The organism is Pseudomonas triticicola (assembly GCF_019145375.1).
Lineage (GTDB): Bacteria > Pseudomonadota > Gammaproteobacteria > Pseudomonadales > Pseudomonadaceae > Aquipseudomonas > Aquipseudomonas triticicola.
Genome location: NZ_JAHSTX010000001.1, coordinates 1,775,012 through 1,795,032 on the forward strand (window position 1 = coordinate 1,775,012; position 20,021 = coordinate 1,795,032).

Below are 20,021 nucleotides of genomic sequence, written 5' to 3' on the forward strand. Positions count from 1 at the left end.
TCAGACCTGATAAAACTCGCGATACCACTGCACGAACGCTTGCACGCCCTGCTCGATCGGCGCCTGCGGGCTGAAGTCGATGCAGCGTGCCAGCGCCGACACGTCGGCCCAGGTCTTCAGCACGTCGCCCTCCTGCATCGGCAGATACCGGCGCTGCGCCTTCATACCCAGTGCCTGCTCCAGGCATTCGACAAAGCTCATCAGCGCTACTGGACTGCCGCGACCGATATTGAGCAGGCGATTGGTGCCGCGCTCGGCGCTGAGTGCGGGCGGTTTGTCGAGCAAGCGCAAAATCGCTTCGACGATGTTGTCGACATAGGTGAAATCACGCGCCATCTCGCCCTGGTTGTAGAGGTCGATGGCGCGCCCGTGCAGCATGGCTTCGGTGAATTTGAACAACGCCATGTCCGGTCGACCCCACGGGCCGTACACGGTGAAAAAGCGCAGGCCGGTAGCCTGTAATCCGTAGAGATGGCAGTAGCTGTGCGCGAGCAATTCGTTGGCGCGTTTGCTCGCGGCGTATAACGAAACCGGCTGGTCGACCGGGTCATCTTCAGCAAACGGCATCTTGGTATTGGCGCCGTATACCGAACTGCTCGAGGCGTAGATCAAGTGCTCTGGAGGGTGACGACGGCACGCTTCCAGAACGTTGAGAAACCCGACCAGATTCGACTGCGCATAGGCATCAGGATTGTCCAGCGAGTAGCGCACTCCGGCCTGCGCAGCGAGGTGAATGACCTGTTTGTAGTGGCCATGTTCGAACAACGCGGTCAAAGCGCTCTGATCGACAATGTCCAGCCGCTGGAACGTGAAATTGGCCAGCGTCTGCAATCTCTGCAAACGCGCCTGTTTGAGTGTGACGTCGTAATAAGGATTGAGATTGTCGATACCCACAACCTCGAGCCCTTCGCGACATAAACGCATGACCGTGTGATAACCGATAAAACCTGCGGCACCCGTTACCAGAACACTCATGATTGCCTCGGCTCACCGGTTTGACTTCAAGGAATATGCAGCACGAACATTTACCTGCGAACGACCGTAACTATTCATAGACGACCTTAGTTGTCCGGGCCAGCAGCATCCGACGCGAGGCATCTAAAATCAAAACTTCTTACGAACCGAAAGATGTAAGATTGAAACTAATTTGCTATCACACGCGCTATTTAACCTGCGCGACTTCAACAACTTCGAAAAGTTTAAAAAACCCGACGAATAAAATTCACCATTGCCAATCAACGACTTACGTTAGATTGCCATCATCAGCGGATGAAAGGTAATGTTTTTGACTGTTAGCAATTGACAGCTTGCAAAGACTGGCCGATAACTAATCACTGCCCGACGAGCTCGCGCCGACGCGCACTTTTTTGCTCTCCGGCTATTTATGTAATTGGATCCTGAAGGTCGCAACTGCGAACCGTGCGGTAGCTTTGCTTAAACAAAAGCGCGGAGTCGTTATAGCCAAGACGGCCACGGATATAACAATAACCCAGCCAAGTTGATTCATTTTTGAAACACTTCTTCTGCCAATAAACATTGATGCATCTGGCTCGGCACTTTGCCTTGATCAGCCTACTACCTACTAGCAAGCATGACGGCTCGTCCCACGCTATCGGCCGCCCTGCTTAAACGATCGCTATGTATGGAGTACTCCAGCATGCTAACGGTTTGCCGCAACGGTTCTAACTGGTATTTATTGCAGTGCAAGCCCCGCCAGGATGAACGGGCACAACTCAATCTGCAGCAACAGAATTATTCAACCTTTCGGCCGCAGCTGATGAGCGAGCGAAGTATTCGTGGCAAACGCCAACGAACACTGGAATCGCTGTTCCCCGGCTACGTGTTCATTCAACTGAGCCGCGACGACAACTGGGCGCCGATTCGCTCGACCCGCGGTGTCAGCCGCATCGTCGAATTCAACCATGTGCCGGCCCGGGTCGATGAAGACGTGATCGCGCAATTGCGTGAACGCAGCCAGGAGTCGCTCGGTTTTCCTGCCGAACCGACACTCAAGCCCGGCGAACCTCTGCAAATCGTTCAGGGCCCACTGTCCCCGCTCGAAGGTGTGTTCCTGTCCATGCACGGCGATGAGCGCGTGATGATCCTGCTCAATTTCCTCAACCGCCAACAGCACGTCAGCGTCCCGCTGAGTTACCTCGAACGCCAGCGACAATAGTCCGGAGCCGCTTCGCCCTGACCCCGACCCCCTTAATCAGGAGCGTGATCCATGGCTCTGAAGCCTCGCTGTTCCCTGGTTTTAGTCGTCGCCTGCTGCACACCCGAAGCTGCCTGGAGCGTTGAGCCGCAAGCGATCAATGTCTACGGCTTCGATTTCACCCCGACTTTCGCCCTGTCGGAAAGCTACGACGACAACTTTCGTGAAGTCGAACACGACGTCGAGTCCACCATGGTCACCCGCCTGGCGCCGGCCTTCGAGCTCAAAGCAGAGGACCGCAACAGCGCCACGCGGGTGATCTGGGAGCCGACCCGCTACATCTATCACAGTGCCTCGGACGCTTCGAACACCGCCCAGCGTCTGCGCGCCGACAGCATCATGGAGTTCACCGACCGGCATCGGCTGAAACTCGAAGCCGAGGCGCGTAAATACGAGCGCACCACCTCGACCGCCGTCGACGGCATCAACGACAAGATCGAGAGCAAGCGCGTCGGCGGCGTCTACACCTTCGGTGCGCGCAGTGCGCTGAACCAGATCGACCTCGGCGCCAGCTACGCACAGCTGCGCTACGACAACTCCGATGGCATCAACGATGACAAGGAGCGCAACACCAGCAATCTGACCAGCACCTGGTATCACCGCCTCGGCAGCAAAAGCCGTGGCTTGCTCGAATACGACCACACCCGCTTCGACTACCTGCAATCGAACAGCCCGCGCAGCAGCCGCTCCGACGCAGTGCTGGCCGGTGCCGAGTGGGACATGACGGCGAAAACCACCGGCAAATTGCGCGTCGGTTACGAGCGCAAGAATTTCGACCAGAGTGGTTCCGACGACCTGAGCAACCCTACCTGGCAAGTGGATCTGGCGTGGAAACCGCGCACCTACTCGACTTTCACCTTTCTTGCCCGCCAGGCCATGGCCGAAGGCGACGATGGCTCCGACGCGGTGAAAGCCACCTTCACCCAGATCGGTTGGCGTCACGGCTGGACCGAACGCATCACCAGCGTTGCCGAAGTCGGCATGGGCCATTACGTCTACGAAGGCCAGGACCGTAGCGACGATTTGCAGGACTACAAACTCGGCGTGAATTACGCAATGCGCCGCTGGCTGGACGTCGAAGTCGCCTACCGCCACCGCGATAACGACTCCGATGCCGACAACGAAAGCTTCACCCGCAATGTTTTCCAGATCACGTTCGACGTCAGTCTGTAGGAGGGTTGGGCCATGCATACGCGCCTGATTTTATTGTTGTTGCTGCTCTGGACAGTGCCCACGGTCGAGGCGGCGGACAACGCCAATGATTACCGCCTGGCCGCCGGCGATGTCTTGCGCATCATCGTGTTCGGCGAGCCGGAACTGAGCTTCAAGAAGATCCGCCTCAACGATGCCGGCACCTTCTCCTACCCGTTTCTCGGCGAAATCGTCGCCAAGGGCCTGACGCCCAATCAGGTCGAACAGAAGATCGTCGACGGCCTCAAGCAAGGCTATCTGGTCGATCCGAAAGTCAGCCTCAGCCAGATCGAATACCGCCCGTTCTACATCAACGGCGAAGTGCAGAAGCCCGGCAGTTATCCGTTTCAGCCCGGCCTGACCCTGGAAAAAGCCATCGCCCTGGGTGGCGGCCTGACCGAACGCGCCTCAATGAAACGAGTGACGATTCTGCGCGGCAGTGGTGGCCCGCCGGTCACCGAGAACATCTCGCGCACCACCGTCATCGCCCCCGGCGACACCATTTCCATTGCACAAGGCTTTTTCTGATCATGGACAACAGCCCAAGCACCTACCTCGAACGTCCGCTCCAGGCCCACTCGCAAACGCAAGCGGGCGATGAGTCGGACACCCTTGATTTGCTGCACCTGTGGCGGGTGATCTGGTCGGCGAAGTGGAACATCGCCTGGCTGGTGCTGCTCAGTTGCGCGCTGGCCGTGGCGGCGCTGTCGTTTATCACGCCGCAGTACGTCGGCAGTGCGACGTTGCTGATCAAGGACAAGACGCCGCCGGTGTTGAGTTTCCAGCAAGCCGCCGAATCCGGCGGCGCCACCACCACTGATTACTTGCAGACTCAGCAGGCGTTGCTGCAATCGCGGGAACTGGCCGAGCGCGCCGTGCGCAAACTTGGCCTGACTACCAACCCGATCACCGATCCACGCCAGCAGGCGCAGAGCTGGTTCACCCCGCGCCAATGGCTGGCCGACCTCAATCGTGACCAGTGGCTGCCATGGCTGGACCTGTTGCCGCCGCCCAAACCGCCAGCGACCGAAGAACAGGTGTTCAACGACGTTACGCAAAACCTGATGCTGCACACCAGCGTCAAGTTTGTCGGCAAGAGTCAGTTGCTGGAAATCGACGTCGAACTGCCTGACCCGGCCCTCGCTGCGGCGGTGGCCAACGCCCTCGCCCAAGGCTTTATCGACAGCCAGCAAGACACCAGCCTCAAGTCTTCGCAAAACAACACCAGTTGGATGAACACCCGCCTGGTCGAGTTGCGCGACAACCTGCGCGTTGCCGAAAACAAGTTGCAGGCCTATCGCGAAGAACAGGGTCTGGTCGATGTCGACGGCGTCGCCACCATCAGTGCCAACGAACTGCAGATGACCGGTAACCGCATGATCGATGCGCGCCGCGACCGTGCTGAAGCGGAGAGCCAGTTCCGTCAGGCGCAAGCCTTGAGCAACGGCGACATCAGCCGTTTGTCCAGCGTGCCGGCAGTGTTGAGCAATCCGCTGATTCAGCAGTTCCAGGCTGATCTCGCCAAGGCTCAGGCCAAAGTCGAAGAGTTGTCGGGCCGCTACGGGCCGAAACACCCGGCGCTGATATCCGCCCGTTCCGAACAGCGCACCGCCGCCAACAGTCTGCGCCTGCAAGTGCAGCAAGTGGTTGCCGGTATCGAGCGCCAGTATCAACTGGCAGTAGCCAGCGAAGACGCGTTGCGCAAATCCTTCAACAGCAACAAGGCGCAGATTCAGGACATTTCGCGCAAGGAATTCCAGTTGCGCGAATTCCAGCGTGAAGTCGACAGCACCCGCGCGCTCTACGAAACCTTCGTCACCCGCCTCAAGGAAACCGCCGCCACCTCGGACATGGACTCAGCCAAGGCGCGCATCGTCGACCCGGCGATCGCGCCGCTGGAAGCGAGCAAACCGCGCAAGAATCTGATCCTCGCCATTGTCGCGCTGGTGGCTGCGGTCGTCGGCGTCGCCCTCGCCTTTCTCTTCGACACGCTGAGCAACACCTTCAAGACTGACGACACCGTCGAGAGCCTGCTCAATGTGCCGCTGCTCAGCGTCGTGCCGCTGGTGATGAAAAAGAGCCGGCGGCAGTTGGCGCGGCTGTTCGAGGACAACGACCACCCGCGCTTCTGCGAAACCATCCGTAACCTGCGCACCTGGCTGATGCTGCAAAGCAACGAACGCCCGGCGCAGGTGGTGCTGGTCACGTCTTCGGTGTCCGGCGAAGGCAAAAGCACCATCGCCAACAACCTCGCTTCATCGCTGGCGCCGCTGGAACGGGTGCTGCTGATCGATGCCGACATGCGTCAGCCGACGCTGTCGCTGAACTTCGATTTCCCGCCCCAGAGCCCCGGCCTCGCCAACCTCATGGCCGGTACAGCGCGGCTGGAAGACTGCATCCGCAGCGTCGGCAATCTCGACATGCTCCCAGCCGGCTGCCTGTCGCCATCGGCGCTGGACCCGTTCGAGGCACCGCGTTTGAAAGCCTCGAGCAGTTCGAGCAATGCCGTGGCCCCCGCGCAGGACTTGCTCAGTTCACCGCGCCTCGGTCGGCTGTTGCAGATTCTCAAGTCGCGCTACCGGCACATCATCATCGATTCGCCGCCGGCAGAAATCGTCAGCGACGCACTGTTGCTGGCCCAGCACTCCGACGCAGTGATCTACGTGGTCAAGGCGCAGAGCACGCCGGTCGGCCAGGTGCGCAAAAGCATCGCCGTGTTGCAGCAGAGCCAGGCGCCGGTATTCGGCGTGGTGCTCAATCAGGTCGATCTGCGCAAGGCGCGCAAGTACGGCCATGGCCATTCCCGTTCCTTCTACGACTACGACTTCGCCCCGCGCTGATCCTTCGGGCCGTGCCGCCCGGCAACAGCAAATCCTTCCCTGTTCGACGAATCGGAGATCGCGCCGATGACCTCGCAATATTCCGCGCAAATGGCACACCGTCGCGGCCTCACCTTCTGGGTGCAATGGCTGTGCGCAATGACCCTGGTCAACCTGTTGCTGATCGTGCTGGTGCACTGGCGCATCGGCGAGTTGCCCAGTGAGTACCGCTTGCTGATCATCCTCACCGTGCTTGGCTCAATGCCGGTCTACGGCCTGGTGCAGGTCTACCACAAGCGCCATGGTCTGCTGGTCGGACTGGGGCGGTTGCTGGCCGGCTGGCTGATTCTGCTCGGGCTGCTGATGAGCATCGCCTTCGTCACCCAGACCAGCGCGTTGTTCTCGCGGCAAGTGGTGATTGTCTGGGCCGTGGTCGGTTTTCTCGCCCAGGCGGCGACGTTTCTGCCGCTGCATCTGTTCGTGCGCATGTACACCAAAATGATTTGCAACGAGCGCCGCGCGGTAATCATCGGCACCTGCCCGACCGCCCATGAACTGGCGCGCAAACTGCTCGACCCGGATCGTGCGCTGCTGCTCGGTTTTGTCGCGGCGAAAGCCAACAGCGGCCCGGCGCCGAGCATCCTGCCGCTGCTCGGTGAGGTCGAGGACATTCGCGAAATCATCACCCGCTTGCAGGCGCGGCGCGTGTACATCGTGCTGCCGATGGCCGAGGCAGCGACCATCGAAGCGCTGTACATCAACCTCCTCGACATGAACGTCGACGTGGTGTGGATTCCGGATCTGGGCAGCATGGTCCTGCTCAATCATTCGATCTCCGAGATCGAGCGGATGCCGGCGATCTATCTCAACGAAAGCCTGCTCACCTCGCACCCCGGCAGCCTGTTCTGCAAGGACCTGTTCGAACGCAGCGTCGCCGCGGTGGCGCTGATTCTGCTCAGCCCGCTGCTGCTCGGCGTGGCCATCGCGGTCAAGCTGAGCTCGCCGGGGCCGGTGCTGTTCAAGCAGAACCGCCATGGCTGCGACGGCGAAGTGATCCGCGTGTGGAAATTCCGCTCGATGCGCGTGCACGACGATCAGCAAGTGCGTCAGGCCACCCGCGACGACGACCGCGTCACGCCGCTGGGGCGCTTTCTGCGACGCAGCTCGATCGATGAGCTGCCGCAACTGTTCAACGTGCTGTTCGGCCACATGGCGCTGGTCGGCCCGCGCCCGCACGCAGTCACCCACAACATCTATTACACCGGCAAGGTGCGCGCCTACATGGCGCGGCATCGGCTCAAGCCTGGCATCACCGGGCTGGCACAGATCACCGGGCATCGCGGCGAAACCGAGACCGTGGAAAAGATGCAGCGCCGGGTCGCCCAGGACCTCAATTACATCAATCAATGGTCTCTGTGGCTGGACATCAAGATCCTCCTGAAGACGCCCTTCACCCTGTTCTCGAAAAACATCTACTGACAGCGGCCAGCGCTCTGGCCCACCCCGCCACGCATGAGGTTTTCCCATGAATGTGAGTGTATTCGGTATCGGTTATGTCGGACTGGTCCAGGGCGCCGCGCTGGCCGAGGTCGGCCACAACGTGCTGTGTGTGGATGTCGACGCGGCCAAGGTGCAGGCCTTGAATGACGGCAGCCTGCCCATCTACGAGCCGGGTCTGAAAAGCCTGGTACGGGACAATCATCACAGCGGTCGCCTGCAATTCGGCAGCGATCTGGCCGCCGCCGTAAGGCACGGCGATGTGTTGCTGATCGCGGTCGGCACGCCGCCGGACGAGGACGGCTCGGCGGATCTTAAACATGTGCTCAGCGTCGCCCGCACCATCGGCGAGCACCTGCGCGGCGAGCAGATCATCGTCGACAAATCCACGGTGCCGGTGGGCACAGCGGACCGGGTGCGCGAATGCATCAGCGCCATCCTCGGCGAAAGTGGCCGTGGTGCACTGACCTTCGATGTGGTTTCCAATCCGGAATTTCTCAAGGAAGGTTGCGCGGTCGACGACTGCATGCGCCCCGACCGGATCATCATCGGCACCGACAGCCCGCGCGCTGAAGCCGTGATGCGCGAGCTGTACGAACCGTTCAATCGCAACCGCGAAAAAATCATCGTCATGGATGTGCGCAGCGCCGAGCTGACCAAGTACGCGGCCAACTGCATGCTCGCGACCAAGATCAGCTTCATGAACGAAATGGCCGGGCTCGCGGAAAAGCTCGGAGCCGACATCGAAATGGTCCGCCATGGCATCGGCTCGGATCCGCGCATCGGCTACCAGTTCATCTACCCCGGCATCGGTTATGGCGGTTCGTGTTTTCCCAAGGATGTGCGGGCGTTGATCCATGCTGCCCACGGCGTCGACATCGATGCGCGCCTGCTTCGCGCAGTCGAGTCACGTAACAACGAGCAGAAAAGCACGCTGTTCCACAAGATCGCCGAGCACTTCAACGGCGCGCTGGAAGGCAAAACCTTCGCGCTGTGGGGCCTGAGCTTCAAGCCCAACACCGACGACATGCGCGAAGCCCCCAGCCGCGTGCTGATGGAGGCGTTATGGCGAGCCGGCGCCAATGTGCAGGCATTCGACCCGAAAGCCATGGAACAGGCGCAGCAGCTTTACGGCCCGCGCGATGACCTGACGCTGGCCGGGACCAAAGAGGCGGCGCTGAAAAATGCCGACGCGCTGGTGATCGTCACCGAGTGGCAATCGTTTCGCGCGCCGGACTTCGAACTGCTCGCCCGCCAGTTGAAAAATCCGCTGATCTTCGATGGCCGCAATCTGTTCGATCCGCAACGCCTCAGCGCACGCGGCTTCACCTACATCAGCGTTGGTCGCCCGACCTGCGCCGCCGAAGCACAGGATCTCGCGTCATGATCCGCCTGGAATTGCTCGACCGTTATTCGCCAGCCCTGCTGGACTCCAACCGGGCCTTCTCCTTTCTCAACTTCGCCTCGATCGGCAGTTTCATCCGCCAGCCGCCGCCGTCGCTGGCGTATTTCTGCGACGGCATGCTGATGTCCGGGTTCATGTCGCGCATCACCGGGCGCGCGGTGCAGCGGGTCAGTTTCGATTTCACCTCGATTGCCGACCCGGTGTTGCGTGAATCCGAGCAGCGCGGCAAACGCGTCTATGTGGTCGGTGCGCGGCAAGCGGAGCTTGATCGTTTCGTTGACAAGCTCGGCACGCAATACCCGCGCCTGCAATTGGTCGGCGCGCACAACGGTTACTTCGACGCCGAACAAGGTGCGGCAATTCAAGCTGACATCCGCCGACAGCGGACCAACCTGCTGCTGGTCGGCCTCGGCGCCGGTCTGCAGGAGCGCTTTGTCCTCGAAGCGCTGCGCGGCGGTTTTAGCGGCGTGGCGTTCACCTGCGGCGGTTTCATTCGTCAGGAGGCCAATGCCAGCGAGCGTTACTACCCCGACGCGATCAATCGCCTGCACTTGCGCGCCTTCTACCGCATGTATCGCGAGCCGCACACGATCAAGCGTTACTTGCTCGACTACCCGAGCAATGCCCTGCGCCTGACCGAACTGATTCTGCGCCAGCAAGTGGCAATCAATGTCACTGCCCCATGAGGATTGTGCCGATGCATATTCTGTTCACGCTCAAGGATTACCAGACTGGCGGCGGCGTCGAGTGCGTGCAGCAACGCCTCGCCGAGCAGTTTCTGGCGGACGGTCGGCGGGTGAGTTTTTTCGTCATGAACGGCGACTCGCCCAACGTTGACGGCGCGCCGAGCATGGCCGGTGGCGGTGGCGGCCTCGCTGGCTGGCTGAAGTCGATCGTGCTGCTGCGCCGGCTGATTCGCCGTGAGGGAGTGACGCATCTGATTGGCGCCAAGGAGCAGGCCAATCTGTGCACCTGGTTCGCCACCCTGGGCAGTCCCTGCAAAGTCATCTACACCCGCCACGCCGCGCTGGATTGTGCCGAGCAGAACACCGGGCGCGCCAGCCTGCGGCTGTTGTACGCGCTGTACCTGTGCGGCAGCGGCAAGGTGGTCGCGGTGTCCCAGGGGTTGCGCCAGTCGCTTGCCGGGTTGACGCCGTGGGGGCGACCGCGCATTCGTTATTGCCCGAACGCAGTGATCAGCGAACAACTGATGCGTGCGGCACAAGCGCCGTTGCCCGGTGGTGTGCCCCATCATTACTGGCTGGGGATCGGCCGATTGGTGCAGACCAAGGGCTTCGATTTGCTGCTCGACGCCTACGCGCTGGCGGCGCAACAACGCCCGCTGCCGTATCTGGTGATTGCCGGCGACGGCCCGTTACGCGAAGAGCTTGAGGCGCAGGCGCAACGGCTGGACATCGAACGCTTGGTGCATTTCACCGGGCATCTGCGTAATCCCTATCCGCTGATCCGCCATGCGCAGTTGTTGGTGCTCAGCTCATTGCACGAAGGTTTGCCGACGGTACTGGTCGAGGCGCTGGCGCTGGGTACGCCGGTGATTTCCACCGATTGCGACAGCGGGCCGCGCGAGTTGCTCGATGATGGACGCCTCGGGCGTTTGGTCCGTGTCAATGATGTGCCGGCCCTGGCCGAGGCAATGCTCGACAGTCTGGCCAACCGCAAACCGGCAGCTCCAGCCCGACATTCAGTCAGCGAAGCGATCCTGCCCTATACCAGCCAATACGCCGCCCAGGCCTATTACCAAGTGTGGAACCGATGAAAAAGCTGCTGATCATCCTCCAGGACCTCGGCGCCGGTGGCGCGGAGAAAATGATGGTGCGCCTCGCCGGTGCCTTGGTCGAGGCCGGCAACGAAGTGACGCTGCTGATGCTCACCGGTGCCGGCATCAATCAACCGGCGCTCGACCCACGGGTCAGGCAAGTGTTGCTCGACAGCCCGCGCAGTGCCGCCGCCGTGCCCGCGCTGATGCGCTTTTTGCGCAGCAATCGCTACGACGCGCAACTGGCGGTGCTCACTCATGTCAACGTCGTGGCGATTGCCGCCGCCGCGCTGTCCGGGACGCTGGCGCGGCTGCACGTCAGCGAGCGCAATGCCTTTTCGCGGGACAAGCACGTCAACCCGGCCCTGTCGGTCAAGCTCGCCTACTGGCTGGCGCCTTGGCTGTATCGGCTGATTCCCAACCCGGTGATCTGCGTGTCGCAAGGCGTCGCCGAAGACCTGGTCGACACCACTATCGCCCGCCCGCGCGATGTGACCACCGCTGACAACCCGGTGCTCGACAACGATTTTCGCGACAAGCCTGCCGCCGCGCCCAGCCATCCCTGGCTGAAGAATAAAACCACACCGGTGATCGTCGCCGTGGGTCGCCTGGCGCAGCAAAAGGGCTTCGACACTCTGATCGACGCCTTCGCCCGTCTGCCACAAGGCGATGCGCGGCTGATCATCTTCGGCGAAGGCGCCTTGCGCGGCGAACTGCTGGCCCAGGCGACAGCGCTCGGCGTCGCAGAGCGTTGTGATCTGCCGGGGTATGCCAGCGACCCCATCGCCGAAATCGCTCGGGCCGATTGCTTTGTTTTGTCGTCACGCTTCGAAGGCAGCCCCAACGCCCTGGTCGAAGCCCTGTCGACCGGCACGCCGGTGGTAGCGACCCGCTGCCCGTATGGCCCGCAGGAAATTCTCGCCGATGGTGCCGTCGCGCCCTTGGTCGAGGTGGACGATCCGGCCGCCCTCGCCGCCGCGATCAGTGCGCAAATGGCCACGCCGCGAGCCGTGCATCGCCAGCGCCGCATTGATGCTGCCGCGCGCTTTGTCAATGCTCGCGCGGTGCAGACCTACCTCAAGGCGTTACTCGGGAGGCGCTGAGATGAACCGCCTGCAAGTGCGTTATTCGACGCTGGCCGATGCCTTCACCCTGTTCGGTGTGCTGTTTTATACGCAGGTGATCGGCTTCTTTCTACGCTTGGGCAACGTCAGTACGCTGGACGACGCCCAGCAGGATCTGGAAGGCAATCTGGCCAATCAGGTCTGTGGCTTGCTGACCTTGCTGGTGCCGCTGTTCTTCTTCATCCGCCACAAGGTTTTCCTTAGCAAGACCTTCTACCGGCAGAACCTGTTTCTGCTGCTATTTCTCGGCTGCGTGGCGGCGTCGATCAGTTGGTCGAGCGAGCCGATGCTCAGCTTCAAGCGTTTCGTTGCGCTGCTCAGCGTAGTGTTCTTTGCCGGTTTCATCGCCTGGCGCTACAGCCTGGAACGCATTGCGTTTCTGTTCGGCTGTGTGATCGGTGCGGCGGCGTTGGTCGGGTTGATCTTTGCCGTGATTCGCCCGGACATTGCCTTTATTTCCGGCGGCATCCGTGACGGTGCCTTTCGCGGGGTGTTCGCGGAAAAAAATGCCGGCGCACGCCTGAACGCAATTGCGATCCTGTTGCTGCTGCCGATGATCCGCCAGCGCAACCCGCTGGCCATGCTCTACGGCCTATTCGCGCTGATTGCCATTGGCCTGGCGCAGTCGGCCACGGCGATTGCGCTGATCGTCGCCGGCACCGCCAGTTACGCCTACTTCATCACCCTGATCCGGCTGCGTATCAACCGCTCACTGTTGGCCTTCACCGCCGCTACGCTGGTGTTCTTCCTCTTGTGTGGGGTGCTTTACGCCAACTACGCGATGCTGCTGGAACTGGTCGGCCGCGACCCGTCACTCACTGACCGCACGCTGATCTGGGAGCTGTTGCAGCCGCTGATTGACGACCAGTTCCTCAAGGGCTACGGCTTCGGTGCGTTCTGGGCGAGTGCCGATGCCGATGCGTTCATAACCCGCTGGGGCTACATCGGCAATGCCCACAGCGGCTACGTCGAAACCCTGCTCAACGGCGGTTTGATCCAGTTGATCGCCCTGCTGCTGATGTTTGCCCAGACCCTGAGCAAGCGCTACCGGGCAATCACCGCCGATCAGTCGGCGCGCTATCAGGCCTGTGCGCTGGTGGTCATCGGCCTGTTTGTGGTTACCAATTACGTCGCCTACGTGATCCCCAACTATCGCTCGGGCGAGTTCCTGATTTTCTGCGTGCTCAGCCTGACCTTCCGCCACCACCTCGTCGCCCGTCCGCAGCCGCTGCCAGCGGCGAATGCTCGGCCGATGCGCGCCACTTTCCGGGAGCAACGCCCATGCTGAATGATCCCTACGCCGTCACCGTGTGCGTGGTGATTCCGCTGTACAACGCCGCCGCCAGCATTCAGCGCACACTGGATTCGGTGTCTGCACAGACTCGCCTGCCGGACAAAGTCATTGTCGTCGATGACGGTTCCAGCGATGCCGGACCAGAGATCGTCAAGCACTACGCCGCGCCTTTCCCCATCGTGCTGTTGCCGCAGCCCAATCAAGGCCCGGCGAGTGCGCGCAATCGCGGCGTGTTCAGTGCCGAAGAAACCTTCATCGCCTTCCTCGATGCCGATGACCGCTGGCATCCGGAAAAACTGCAAAAACAACTGGCGCTGCACGCGGAGTTGACCCGACAGGGACGCAAAGTCGGTTTGATCGATTGCTTTCAGATGAGCGAATTCAGCGACGGCAAACGGCAACTGGAGGATCGCTGCAAACACGGCGAGCACTTTGCCGATTTCATGCGCGAGAACATCATCAACGGCACCTCCGGCGTACTCGCCCTGCGCGAGATCATCGTCGCCATTGGCGGCTTCGATCAGAGCCTGCGCTTTGCCGAGGATCGCCTGCTGTGGACGCGCATCGCCGAAATCAGCGAGATCCACAGCGTGCCGCAGATTTTGCACTGGCGCGCCGTCAACGCGGCCAATATCACTGCGCAACCGCACAAGTATTACTCGCACAAGCTGCGCTTCATTCAGCTGTACCTGGCGCGTTACGGCACGCGGCTGAACAAGCAGCAGCGGATCTATTTCGTCCTCGCCAACCACGCGGAATTTCTCAATGCGTTTTCCCGGCGCGGCGATCACCCACGGGTCATCGAGGTGTTCCGGCAGATGCTCGGACATTCGTGGCAGACGCTGTTTTTCTCCCAGGGCAAACCGACCCTGCGCTACCTCTATGCCTGCTTGAAAAGCCTGGGCAACAGCCGCTGAATTTCAGGGATCGCGCCATGGCCAACCGCCGCCTGATGACACTTGTATGGATTTTCACCGAGAAGTTCGGCCTGATTTTCCTGTCGATGATTACCTTTGTCGTCTACGCGCATCTGCTGACGCCGACGGAGCTGGGCATTGGCACGCTGATCATCGCCGTGGTCGAAGTGGTCGGCATTCTCTTCTCGTCGATGCTGGAAGACCCGCTGGTGCGCCTGCAACGTGTCGAGGACAAACACATCAGCAGCGTGTTCTGGTTTGCCGTGCTGGTCAGTCTGCTGTCGATTGCGTTGATTTCGCTGGCGGTGGTGCTGTATACGCCGTCCACCGCGCTGCGCTGGATGACCGCCGTGGCCTCGGTGAAAATCCTTTTCACCCTGATGGCGCGGGTGTATGTGGCGCAGATGCGCCGCAGCGGCAATTTCAAGTTGCTGGCCTCGCGTACCTTGCTCGGCAAAGTCGCGGGCGGGGTTGGCGGTGTGGCCGTGGCGATGCTGGGTTTCGGCCCGTGGGCGGTGGTTGCTCAGGCGCTGATCATGGACGGCATCTCCACACTGGTACTGATGCGCAGCGAGCGTCGGCGCATTCCGTTTCTTATCGACCGCCAGGTGCTGGGCGAATTGCTGCGCGCCGGTCTCCCGGTCTGTGTCAACGTGATGAGTTCGCAAACCCTGCAACGTGGCGTCAACCTGATTCTCGGCCTGACTGCCGGGGCCCACGCGGTGGGCATGTTCAACCTGGCGATGCGCATCATCGACCTGCCGCGCTCGGCGATATACAACGGCTTGATGAGTTACGCCCTGCCGGTGTTCGCTCGACGGAGTGGCGAACCGGCGCGGCTGATCGGGGTAATTGGCGATTCCACGGCGATCAGCGGTTTCGTGCTGACACCGCTGTTCTTCGGTATCGCCCTGACCGCCGAAGACATCATCCTGCTGATCTTCGGCGCGAAATGGGCCGATGCGATTCCCTTGCTGCAAGTGCTCGCCTGCACGGCGGCGCTGGGCAATCTGGCGCTGTATGCAACCACTGCGCTGGTGGCGGTCAATCGCACGCACCTGACGCTCAAGGCCGAAGTTGCCACCACCCTGCTCGCGCTGGCGCTGGTGTATCTGCTCGGCGCGACCTACGGCGGCATGGCGGCGGCGCTGGCTTTGCTGCTGCGCATGCTGCTGATCACGCCGTTGCAGGTACGCGGCCTGCACGTCGCCATCGGTTATGACTGGCGCAGCTTCTTCCAGTCCAGTTACCGCAGCCTGTTCGCCTCGTTGCTGATGGTCGTCGTGGTGATGTGGTCGTCGCGGCAAATCGGCCTGTCCGGCTACGCCCACCTGGCCGGCGATATTGCCATCGGCGCGCTGACCTACGCCTTGGCCTACAGCCTGCTGCACCCGCGCTGGCCGCAAGAATTCAAGTTGGTGTTTACCGCCCGCTGAGCTGCATTTCCTCGCAATGGAGCACGTCGTCATGCGCAAAACCACGTTGATCACGGGCGGTGCCGGCTACATCGGTTCGCACACGGCATTGCAACTGATCGAATCCGGACACTCGGTACTGATCCTCGACAACCTGTGCAACAGCAGCCGCGAGGCAATCGCCCGGCTGCAGCTGTTGAGTCATTCGAGCATCGATTTCATCGAAGGTGATATCCGCGATGCTGCGTTGCTGGAAGAGATTTTCAGCACCTACGCGATCGACGCGGTGCTGCATTTCGCCGGGCTCAAAGCCGTTGCGCAGAGCGTGCGGCGGCCAATGGATTACTACGCCAACAATGTAGTCGGCACGCTGAATCTGTGTCAGGCCATGGCCCGCGCCCATGTGTTCAATCTGGTGTTTAGCTCATCAGCCACCGTGTACGGTGAGCCGGCCAGCATGCCCATCGTCGAAGACCACGGCACCGGCAAACCGGCCAATCCCTACGGGCGTTCCAAGCTGATGATCGAAGAACTGCTCAGCGACCTCGCCGCCGCCGACGCGCGCTGGAACATGGCCGTGCTGCGCTACTTCAATCCTATAGGCGCGCACCAAAGCGGATTGATCGGTGAAGCGCCCAATGGTCGACCTAACAATCTGCTGCCGTGCCTGACCGAGGTTGCCAGCGGCCAGCGCGCTGCGTTGACCGTGTATGGCAACGACTATCCAACCGTCGACGGCACCTGTATTCGCGACTACATCCATGTGCTGGATCTGGCCGAAGGTCATCTCAAGGCGCTACAGGTTTTGCACGGTGATGAGCATGGCCTGCACGTGTGGAATCTCGGCACCGGCAGCGGCTATAGCGTGTTGCAGATCATCAGCGCTTTCGAAGACGTCACCGGCCTGCGCATTCCTTACCGCTTCGCCCCACGCCGCGCTGGTGATGTCGCCGAGTGCCGCGCCGATGTGAGCAAGGCCGGGCGCGAACTGGGCTGGCGCGCACAACGCGAGCTGACGCAAATGCTCATCGACAGCTGGCGCTGGCAGACCCACAACCCTTGGGGCTACCGCCCGCAACCAGTGCCGCTGCTGGCGGTGGGCACTTGAACCGGGGTAAATCCACGTTAGGGACGACTCATGAACAGATCACGCTGCTTGCTGTTGGTTTTGCTGCTGCTGAGCGCTGGCGTCAGCGCCAATATTCCGCGACCGGTGGCTGACGGACTGGTGCTGTGGCTGGACGGCAATGATCCGGCCTCGATGACACTGGAGGGGCAAAACCAGGTCGTGCGCTGGCTGGATAAATCCGGCAAGGGCAATGACGTGGTCGTCGACAATCGCGCGGCGACGACATTGCCCACGCGCGTCGACAACGCCCTCAACGGCCACGGCGTAGTGCGTTTCAGCGGCACGGCGGCGTTCATGGGCCAGGCGATTCGCACAAGCAAAGGCCCGGTGACGGTGTTCGTCGTCTCGAGGCGCTTGCCCGAGCAGGCAGGCGGCAAGGCTTGGCAGCGACTGTTCAGCTCACGGCCGCAACTGGCGGATAACGATAACGTCGCGCCGAATTTCGGCATCAGTGTGCAGCAGACCACAGCCTATGAACCGGCGCTGGCCTTGCTGGAAACCACTGACGTACCGATCGGCCCGTTCGCGGTGGCGCGCAATGTGGTGGGCACCTCGGAAATCCTCCGCGGTGACATCGCCGAAGTACTGGTTTATGACCGCCCATTCAGCAACCAGGACGAACGCCGTAACGTGTTCGAGTATCTGGCGCAGAAATGGGCGGTCGCCATTCCGCAGCAGGCCGATGCCTGGACTCGCGTCGGCCCATTAGGCCCGACCCCGACGCACGTTACGCCCGACCTGCCGTTATCGGACCAGGCCAATGCCGGCGGCTGGAAACTCGATACGCGGCTGTCCGACGAATTCAACGGCAGCGCCCTCGATGCCGAACGCTGGCACGTCAACAACGCCACCGGCACCGATTCCCTCGGGCGCAAACCGGCGCTGTTTTTGCCGGAGAACGCCAAGCTCGGCAACGGCAATCTGAACATCACTTTCCGCAAGCAGACCTTGCCGGAAAAATACGTCGCACTGGGCTATAAGGATTACAGCTCGGCGATGGTGCGCACCAACGAACGGGGGATGTACGGCTATTACGAAGCCCGGGCGAAACCGATGAACTCTGCCGGTTCCAGTGCCTTCTGGCTGGCCTGGACGGGGCTGCCGGACAACGCCACGGAAATCGATATCTTCGAAATCGGCGGCAAGACCCGCAACGAAGCCTTTGATCGCCGGTACAACATGAACGCGCATGTCTGGGCCAGACCGCAGAATGATCAACACCTCAGCTCCGGCAGCACCTGGATCGCACCCTGGCGGCTGGCCAATACCTTTCATGTCTACGGCTTTGACTGGCAACCCGAGACTTTGCGCTGGTACGTCGACGGCGTACTGGTGCGAGAGGCGAAAAACAGCTACTGGCATTTCCCGATGCAAATCGTCTTCGACAGCGAAGCGATGTGGGACTGGTTCGGCGTGGTCGACGATGCTGATCTGCCGTCGGTGTTTCGCATCGATTACGTCAGGGTCTGGACGCGCTCAGAGCAATAAGGCAGCGCTCAGCGGTTACAGACCAGCGCCTGCATCTCCCCCCTGGCCTGCGTGCAGCTCCTGCGGCGTGCCGCCCCGCACGATCTCGCCTTCCTCCAGCGCCATCCCTCCCCCTCGATACCCGCAACCCCCGAAACCGCTCGGAAAGGTTGAAGCGCGCCAAGCCACCTGAGCGTTGCACACGGTCACTCATTCTCGTGACCGTGCGCATCGGCACAGGACAATCGTCCGGACTCGCCGCCGGCAATTCGTTCTGCCTGATCGATGCCACGTTTGAGCGCGTCCTCGACTTCCCATTCCACGCCGGGCAATTTCCTGATGCGTTCGTAAGCGCATTCGCCGGTCGCGGTGTAAACGCTGATGAACATTTCGACGTCGCCATCATCGGCTTCCCGTGCCCGTACCTCGATATGACAGCCGTTTTCAACCTCTTCGGTATGGCACTTTTCCGCCTTTTCCGTCGCCTTCCATTTGTTGTAGGTTTCGCCGCGTTTGAACATGTCGTACTCCTGAACTCAACTCGCTCACGTCAAAGATCTTTCCTTTGGCGGAATAATTCCACGGATTGCCAAGAGGCATTTTCAGCATAGCGCGTTGATTCGCGCCCGCCGTTTCGCTAGTTCAACCGTTCGTCAGCTTGCGTAACATTCTGTAAAACCAACGCCGGAATGCTCATTCAAAAAGTTCGAGGCCCAGGCGAGCTCAAGTACAACTCGTTATTCAGCCCAGCGTGATTAGCCGGTACAGAAACAGGGTTTTCTGTCCATGGCCAACTGTTGCCCGAAGAAAACAAGGATCGATATAAAGAACAGGAGCATGTATGAAGCGAACAATCAGCTATTGCCTGGTCTATCTCGCTACCAGCGTTCTGCTCGCCGGTTGCAATCTGGTGGTGTTCAACCCCAAGGGCGATGTTGCCCGAGATGAACGCGACCTGATCATTCTCGCCACGGGCCTGATGCTGTTGGTGGTGATCCCGGTCATCGTCATGACCTTCCTGTTCGCCTATCGCTACCGCGCGACCAACAAGAAGGCCCGTTATTCGCCGCGTTGGGCCAGTTCGCACAAGATCGAAGCGGTGGTCTGGGGCGTGCCGTTCCTGATTATTTGCGTACTCGGCTGGGTGACCTCGGAAACCACCCACGCACTCGATCCCTATCGCCCGCTGGATTCCGACGTGCCGCACCTCAATGTGCAAGTGGTGGCAACGGACTGGAAATGGCTGTTCATTTATCCCGATCTGGGCATTGCCTCGGTCAATGAACTGGCGATACCGGTGAATACGCCGGTAAGTTTTACCGTCACTTCCGACGCGGCCATGACTTCATTCTTTATTCCGGCACTCGGTGGGCAGATATATGCCATGGCCGGCATGCAGACCAAGTTGCATTTGATCGCCAATGAAATCGGCCAGTATCGCGGGATTGCTGCTAACTATAACGGCCACGGTTTTTCCGACATGCACTTCAGCACCCTGGCACTCAGTGGCGCTGATTACGAGGCGTGGGTCAACAAAGTCAAAGCGGCGCCCGGGCAACTTGATCAAGCCAGTTATGCCGAGTTGGCCAAGCCTTCAGTGGCGCACAAGATCACTTATTACTCGGCTGTGCAGGAGCGACTGTTTCTCGACATCGTCGACAAGTACGAAGGAATGAACAAAGCACCGCGCAAAAAGGAAACCCAGGTGCAACGCAACAGCGACGATGTGCGCGTCAATCAACAACCAAGTCTGCTGGCCGAGGAGCGTTAA

General features: G+C 60.8%; 17 protein-coding genes. 15 read left to right on the plus strand and 2 right to left on the minus strand.

The genetic code is table 11. From position 1 onward, the window contains the following. Positions 1-975, minus strand: coding sequence for an NAD-dependent epimerase (locus tag KVG85_RS07930; RefSeq protein WP_217863494.1), 975 nt, complete (start codon positions 973-975; stop codon positions 1-3). A gap of 682 nt (positions 976-1,657) precedes the next feature. Between KVG85_RS07930 and rfaH the strand changes: the two genes are divergently transcribed. From rfaH to KVG85_RS08000, 14 genes are all read left to right on the plus strand, one after another. Then, complete coding sequence (rfaH, locus tag KVG85_RS07935) at positions 1,658-2,176, plus strand: transcription/translation regulatory transformer protein RfaH (RefSeq protein WP_217863495.1); 519 nt, start codon at positions 1,658-1,660, stop codon at positions 2,174-2,176. A 51-nt stretch (positions 2,177-2,227) separates the two neighbouring features. Further along, the gene (locus KVG85_RS07940) at positions 2,228-3,388 is read left to right on the plus strand and encodes an outer membrane beta-barrel protein (protein ID WP_217863496.1); all 1,161 of its coding nucleotides are present in this window, start codon (positions 2,228-2,230) and stop codon (positions 3,386-3,388) included. A gap of 12 nt (positions 3,389-3,400) precedes the next feature. After that, positions 3,401-3,934 (plus strand): polysaccharide biosynthesis/export family protein, encoded by a 534-nt coding sequence (locus KVG85_RS07945; protein WP_217863497.1) that lies wholly within the window; start codon positions 3,401-3,403, stop codon positions 3,932-3,934. 2 nt (positions 3,935-3,936) lie between these two features. Next, a complete protein-coding gene (locus KVG85_RS07950; RefSeq protein WP_217863498.1) occupies positions 3,937-6,246 on the plus strand; it encodes a GumC family protein in 2,310 nt (769 codons plus the stop codon). A 66-nt stretch (positions 6,247-6,312) separates the two neighbouring features. Then, positions 6,313-7,704 carry an undecaprenyl-phosphate glucose phosphotransferase gene (locus KVG85_RS07955; protein ID WP_217863499.1) on the plus strand — a complete coding sequence of 464 codons (1,392 nt, stop codon included), beginning with the start codon at positions 6,313-6,315 and terminating at the stop codon, positions 7,702-7,704. A gap of 46 nt (positions 7,705-7,750) precedes the next feature. After that, on the plus strand, positions 7,751-9,109 hold the full coding sequence (locus KVG85_RS07960) for a UDP-glucose dehydrogenase family protein (protein ID WP_217863500.1): 1,359 nt from the start codon (positions 7,751-7,753) through the stop codon (positions 9,107-9,109). Further along, the gene (locus tag KVG85_RS07965; protein ID WP_217863501.1) at positions 9,106-9,813 is read left to right on the plus strand and encodes a WecB/TagA/CpsF family glycosyltransferase; all 708 of its coding nucleotides are present in this window, start codon (positions 9,106-9,108) and stop codon (positions 9,811-9,813) included. The genes KVG85_RS07960 and KVG85_RS07965 overlap by 4 nt, the downstream gene beginning before the upstream one ends. Positions 9,814-9,824: 11 nt before the next feature. Then, complete coding sequence (locus tag KVG85_RS07970) at positions 9,825-10,904, plus strand: glycosyltransferase (protein WP_217863502.1); 1,080 nt, start codon at positions 9,825-9,827, stop codon at positions 10,902-10,904. Then, positions 10,901-12,007 carry a glycosyltransferase gene (locus KVG85_RS07975; protein WP_217863503.1) on the plus strand — a complete coding sequence of 369 codons (1,107 nt, stop codon included), beginning with the start codon at positions 10,901-10,903 and terminating at the stop codon, positions 12,005-12,007. Before KVG85_RS07970 ends, KVG85_RS07975 begins: the two co-directional genes overlap by 4 nt. Position 12,008: 1 nt before the next feature. Continuing rightward, on the plus strand, positions 12,009-13,316 hold the full coding sequence (locus KVG85_RS07980) for an O-antigen ligase family protein (RefSeq protein WP_217863504.1): 1,308 nt from the start codon (positions 12,009-12,011) through the stop codon (positions 13,314-13,316). Then, on the plus strand, positions 13,310-14,239 hold the full coding sequence (locus KVG85_RS07985; RefSeq protein WP_217863505.1) for a glycosyltransferase family 2 protein: 930 nt from the start codon (positions 13,310-13,312) through the stop codon (positions 14,237-14,239). Before KVG85_RS07980 ends, KVG85_RS07985 begins: the two co-directional genes overlap by 7 nt. Positions 14,240-14,256: 17 nt before the next feature. Then, entirely contained in the window at positions 14,257-15,675 is a 1,419-nt protein-coding gene (locus KVG85_RS07990; protein ID WP_217863506.1) for an oligosaccharide flippase family protein, read from the plus strand. A gap of 31 nt (positions 15,676-15,706) precedes the next feature. After that, positions 15,707-16,762 carry a UDP-glucose 4-epimerase GalE gene (gene galE / locus KVG85_RS07995; protein ID WP_217863507.1) on the plus strand — a complete coding sequence of 352 codons (1,056 nt, stop codon included), beginning with the start codon at positions 15,707-15,709 and terminating at the stop codon, positions 16,760-16,762. Positions 16,763-16,792: 30 nt separating this feature from the next. Next, positions 16,793-18,271 carry a family 16 glycosylhydrolase gene (locus tag KVG85_RS08000; RefSeq protein ID WP_217863508.1) on the plus strand — a complete coding sequence of 493 codons (1,479 nt, stop codon included), beginning with the start codon at positions 16,793-16,795 and terminating at the stop codon, positions 18,269-18,271. A 185-nt stretch (positions 18,272-18,456) separates the two neighbouring features. Here the strand turns inward: KVG85_RS08000 and KVG85_RS08005 are convergent, their stop codons facing one another. Beyond that, positions 18,457-18,771, minus strand: a complete 315-nt coding sequence (locus KVG85_RS08005) for a hypothetical protein (RefSeq protein ID WP_016774554.1) — start codon at positions 18,769-18,771, stop codon at positions 18,457-18,459. Positions 18,772-19,091: 320 nt separating this feature from the next. Here KVG85_RS08005 and cyoA point away from each other — a divergent pair, with 320 nt between their 5' ends. Next, entirely contained in the window at positions 19,092-20,021 is a 930-nt protein-coding gene (cyoA, locus tag KVG85_RS08010) for a ubiquinol oxidase subunit II (RefSeq protein WP_217863509.1), read from the plus strand.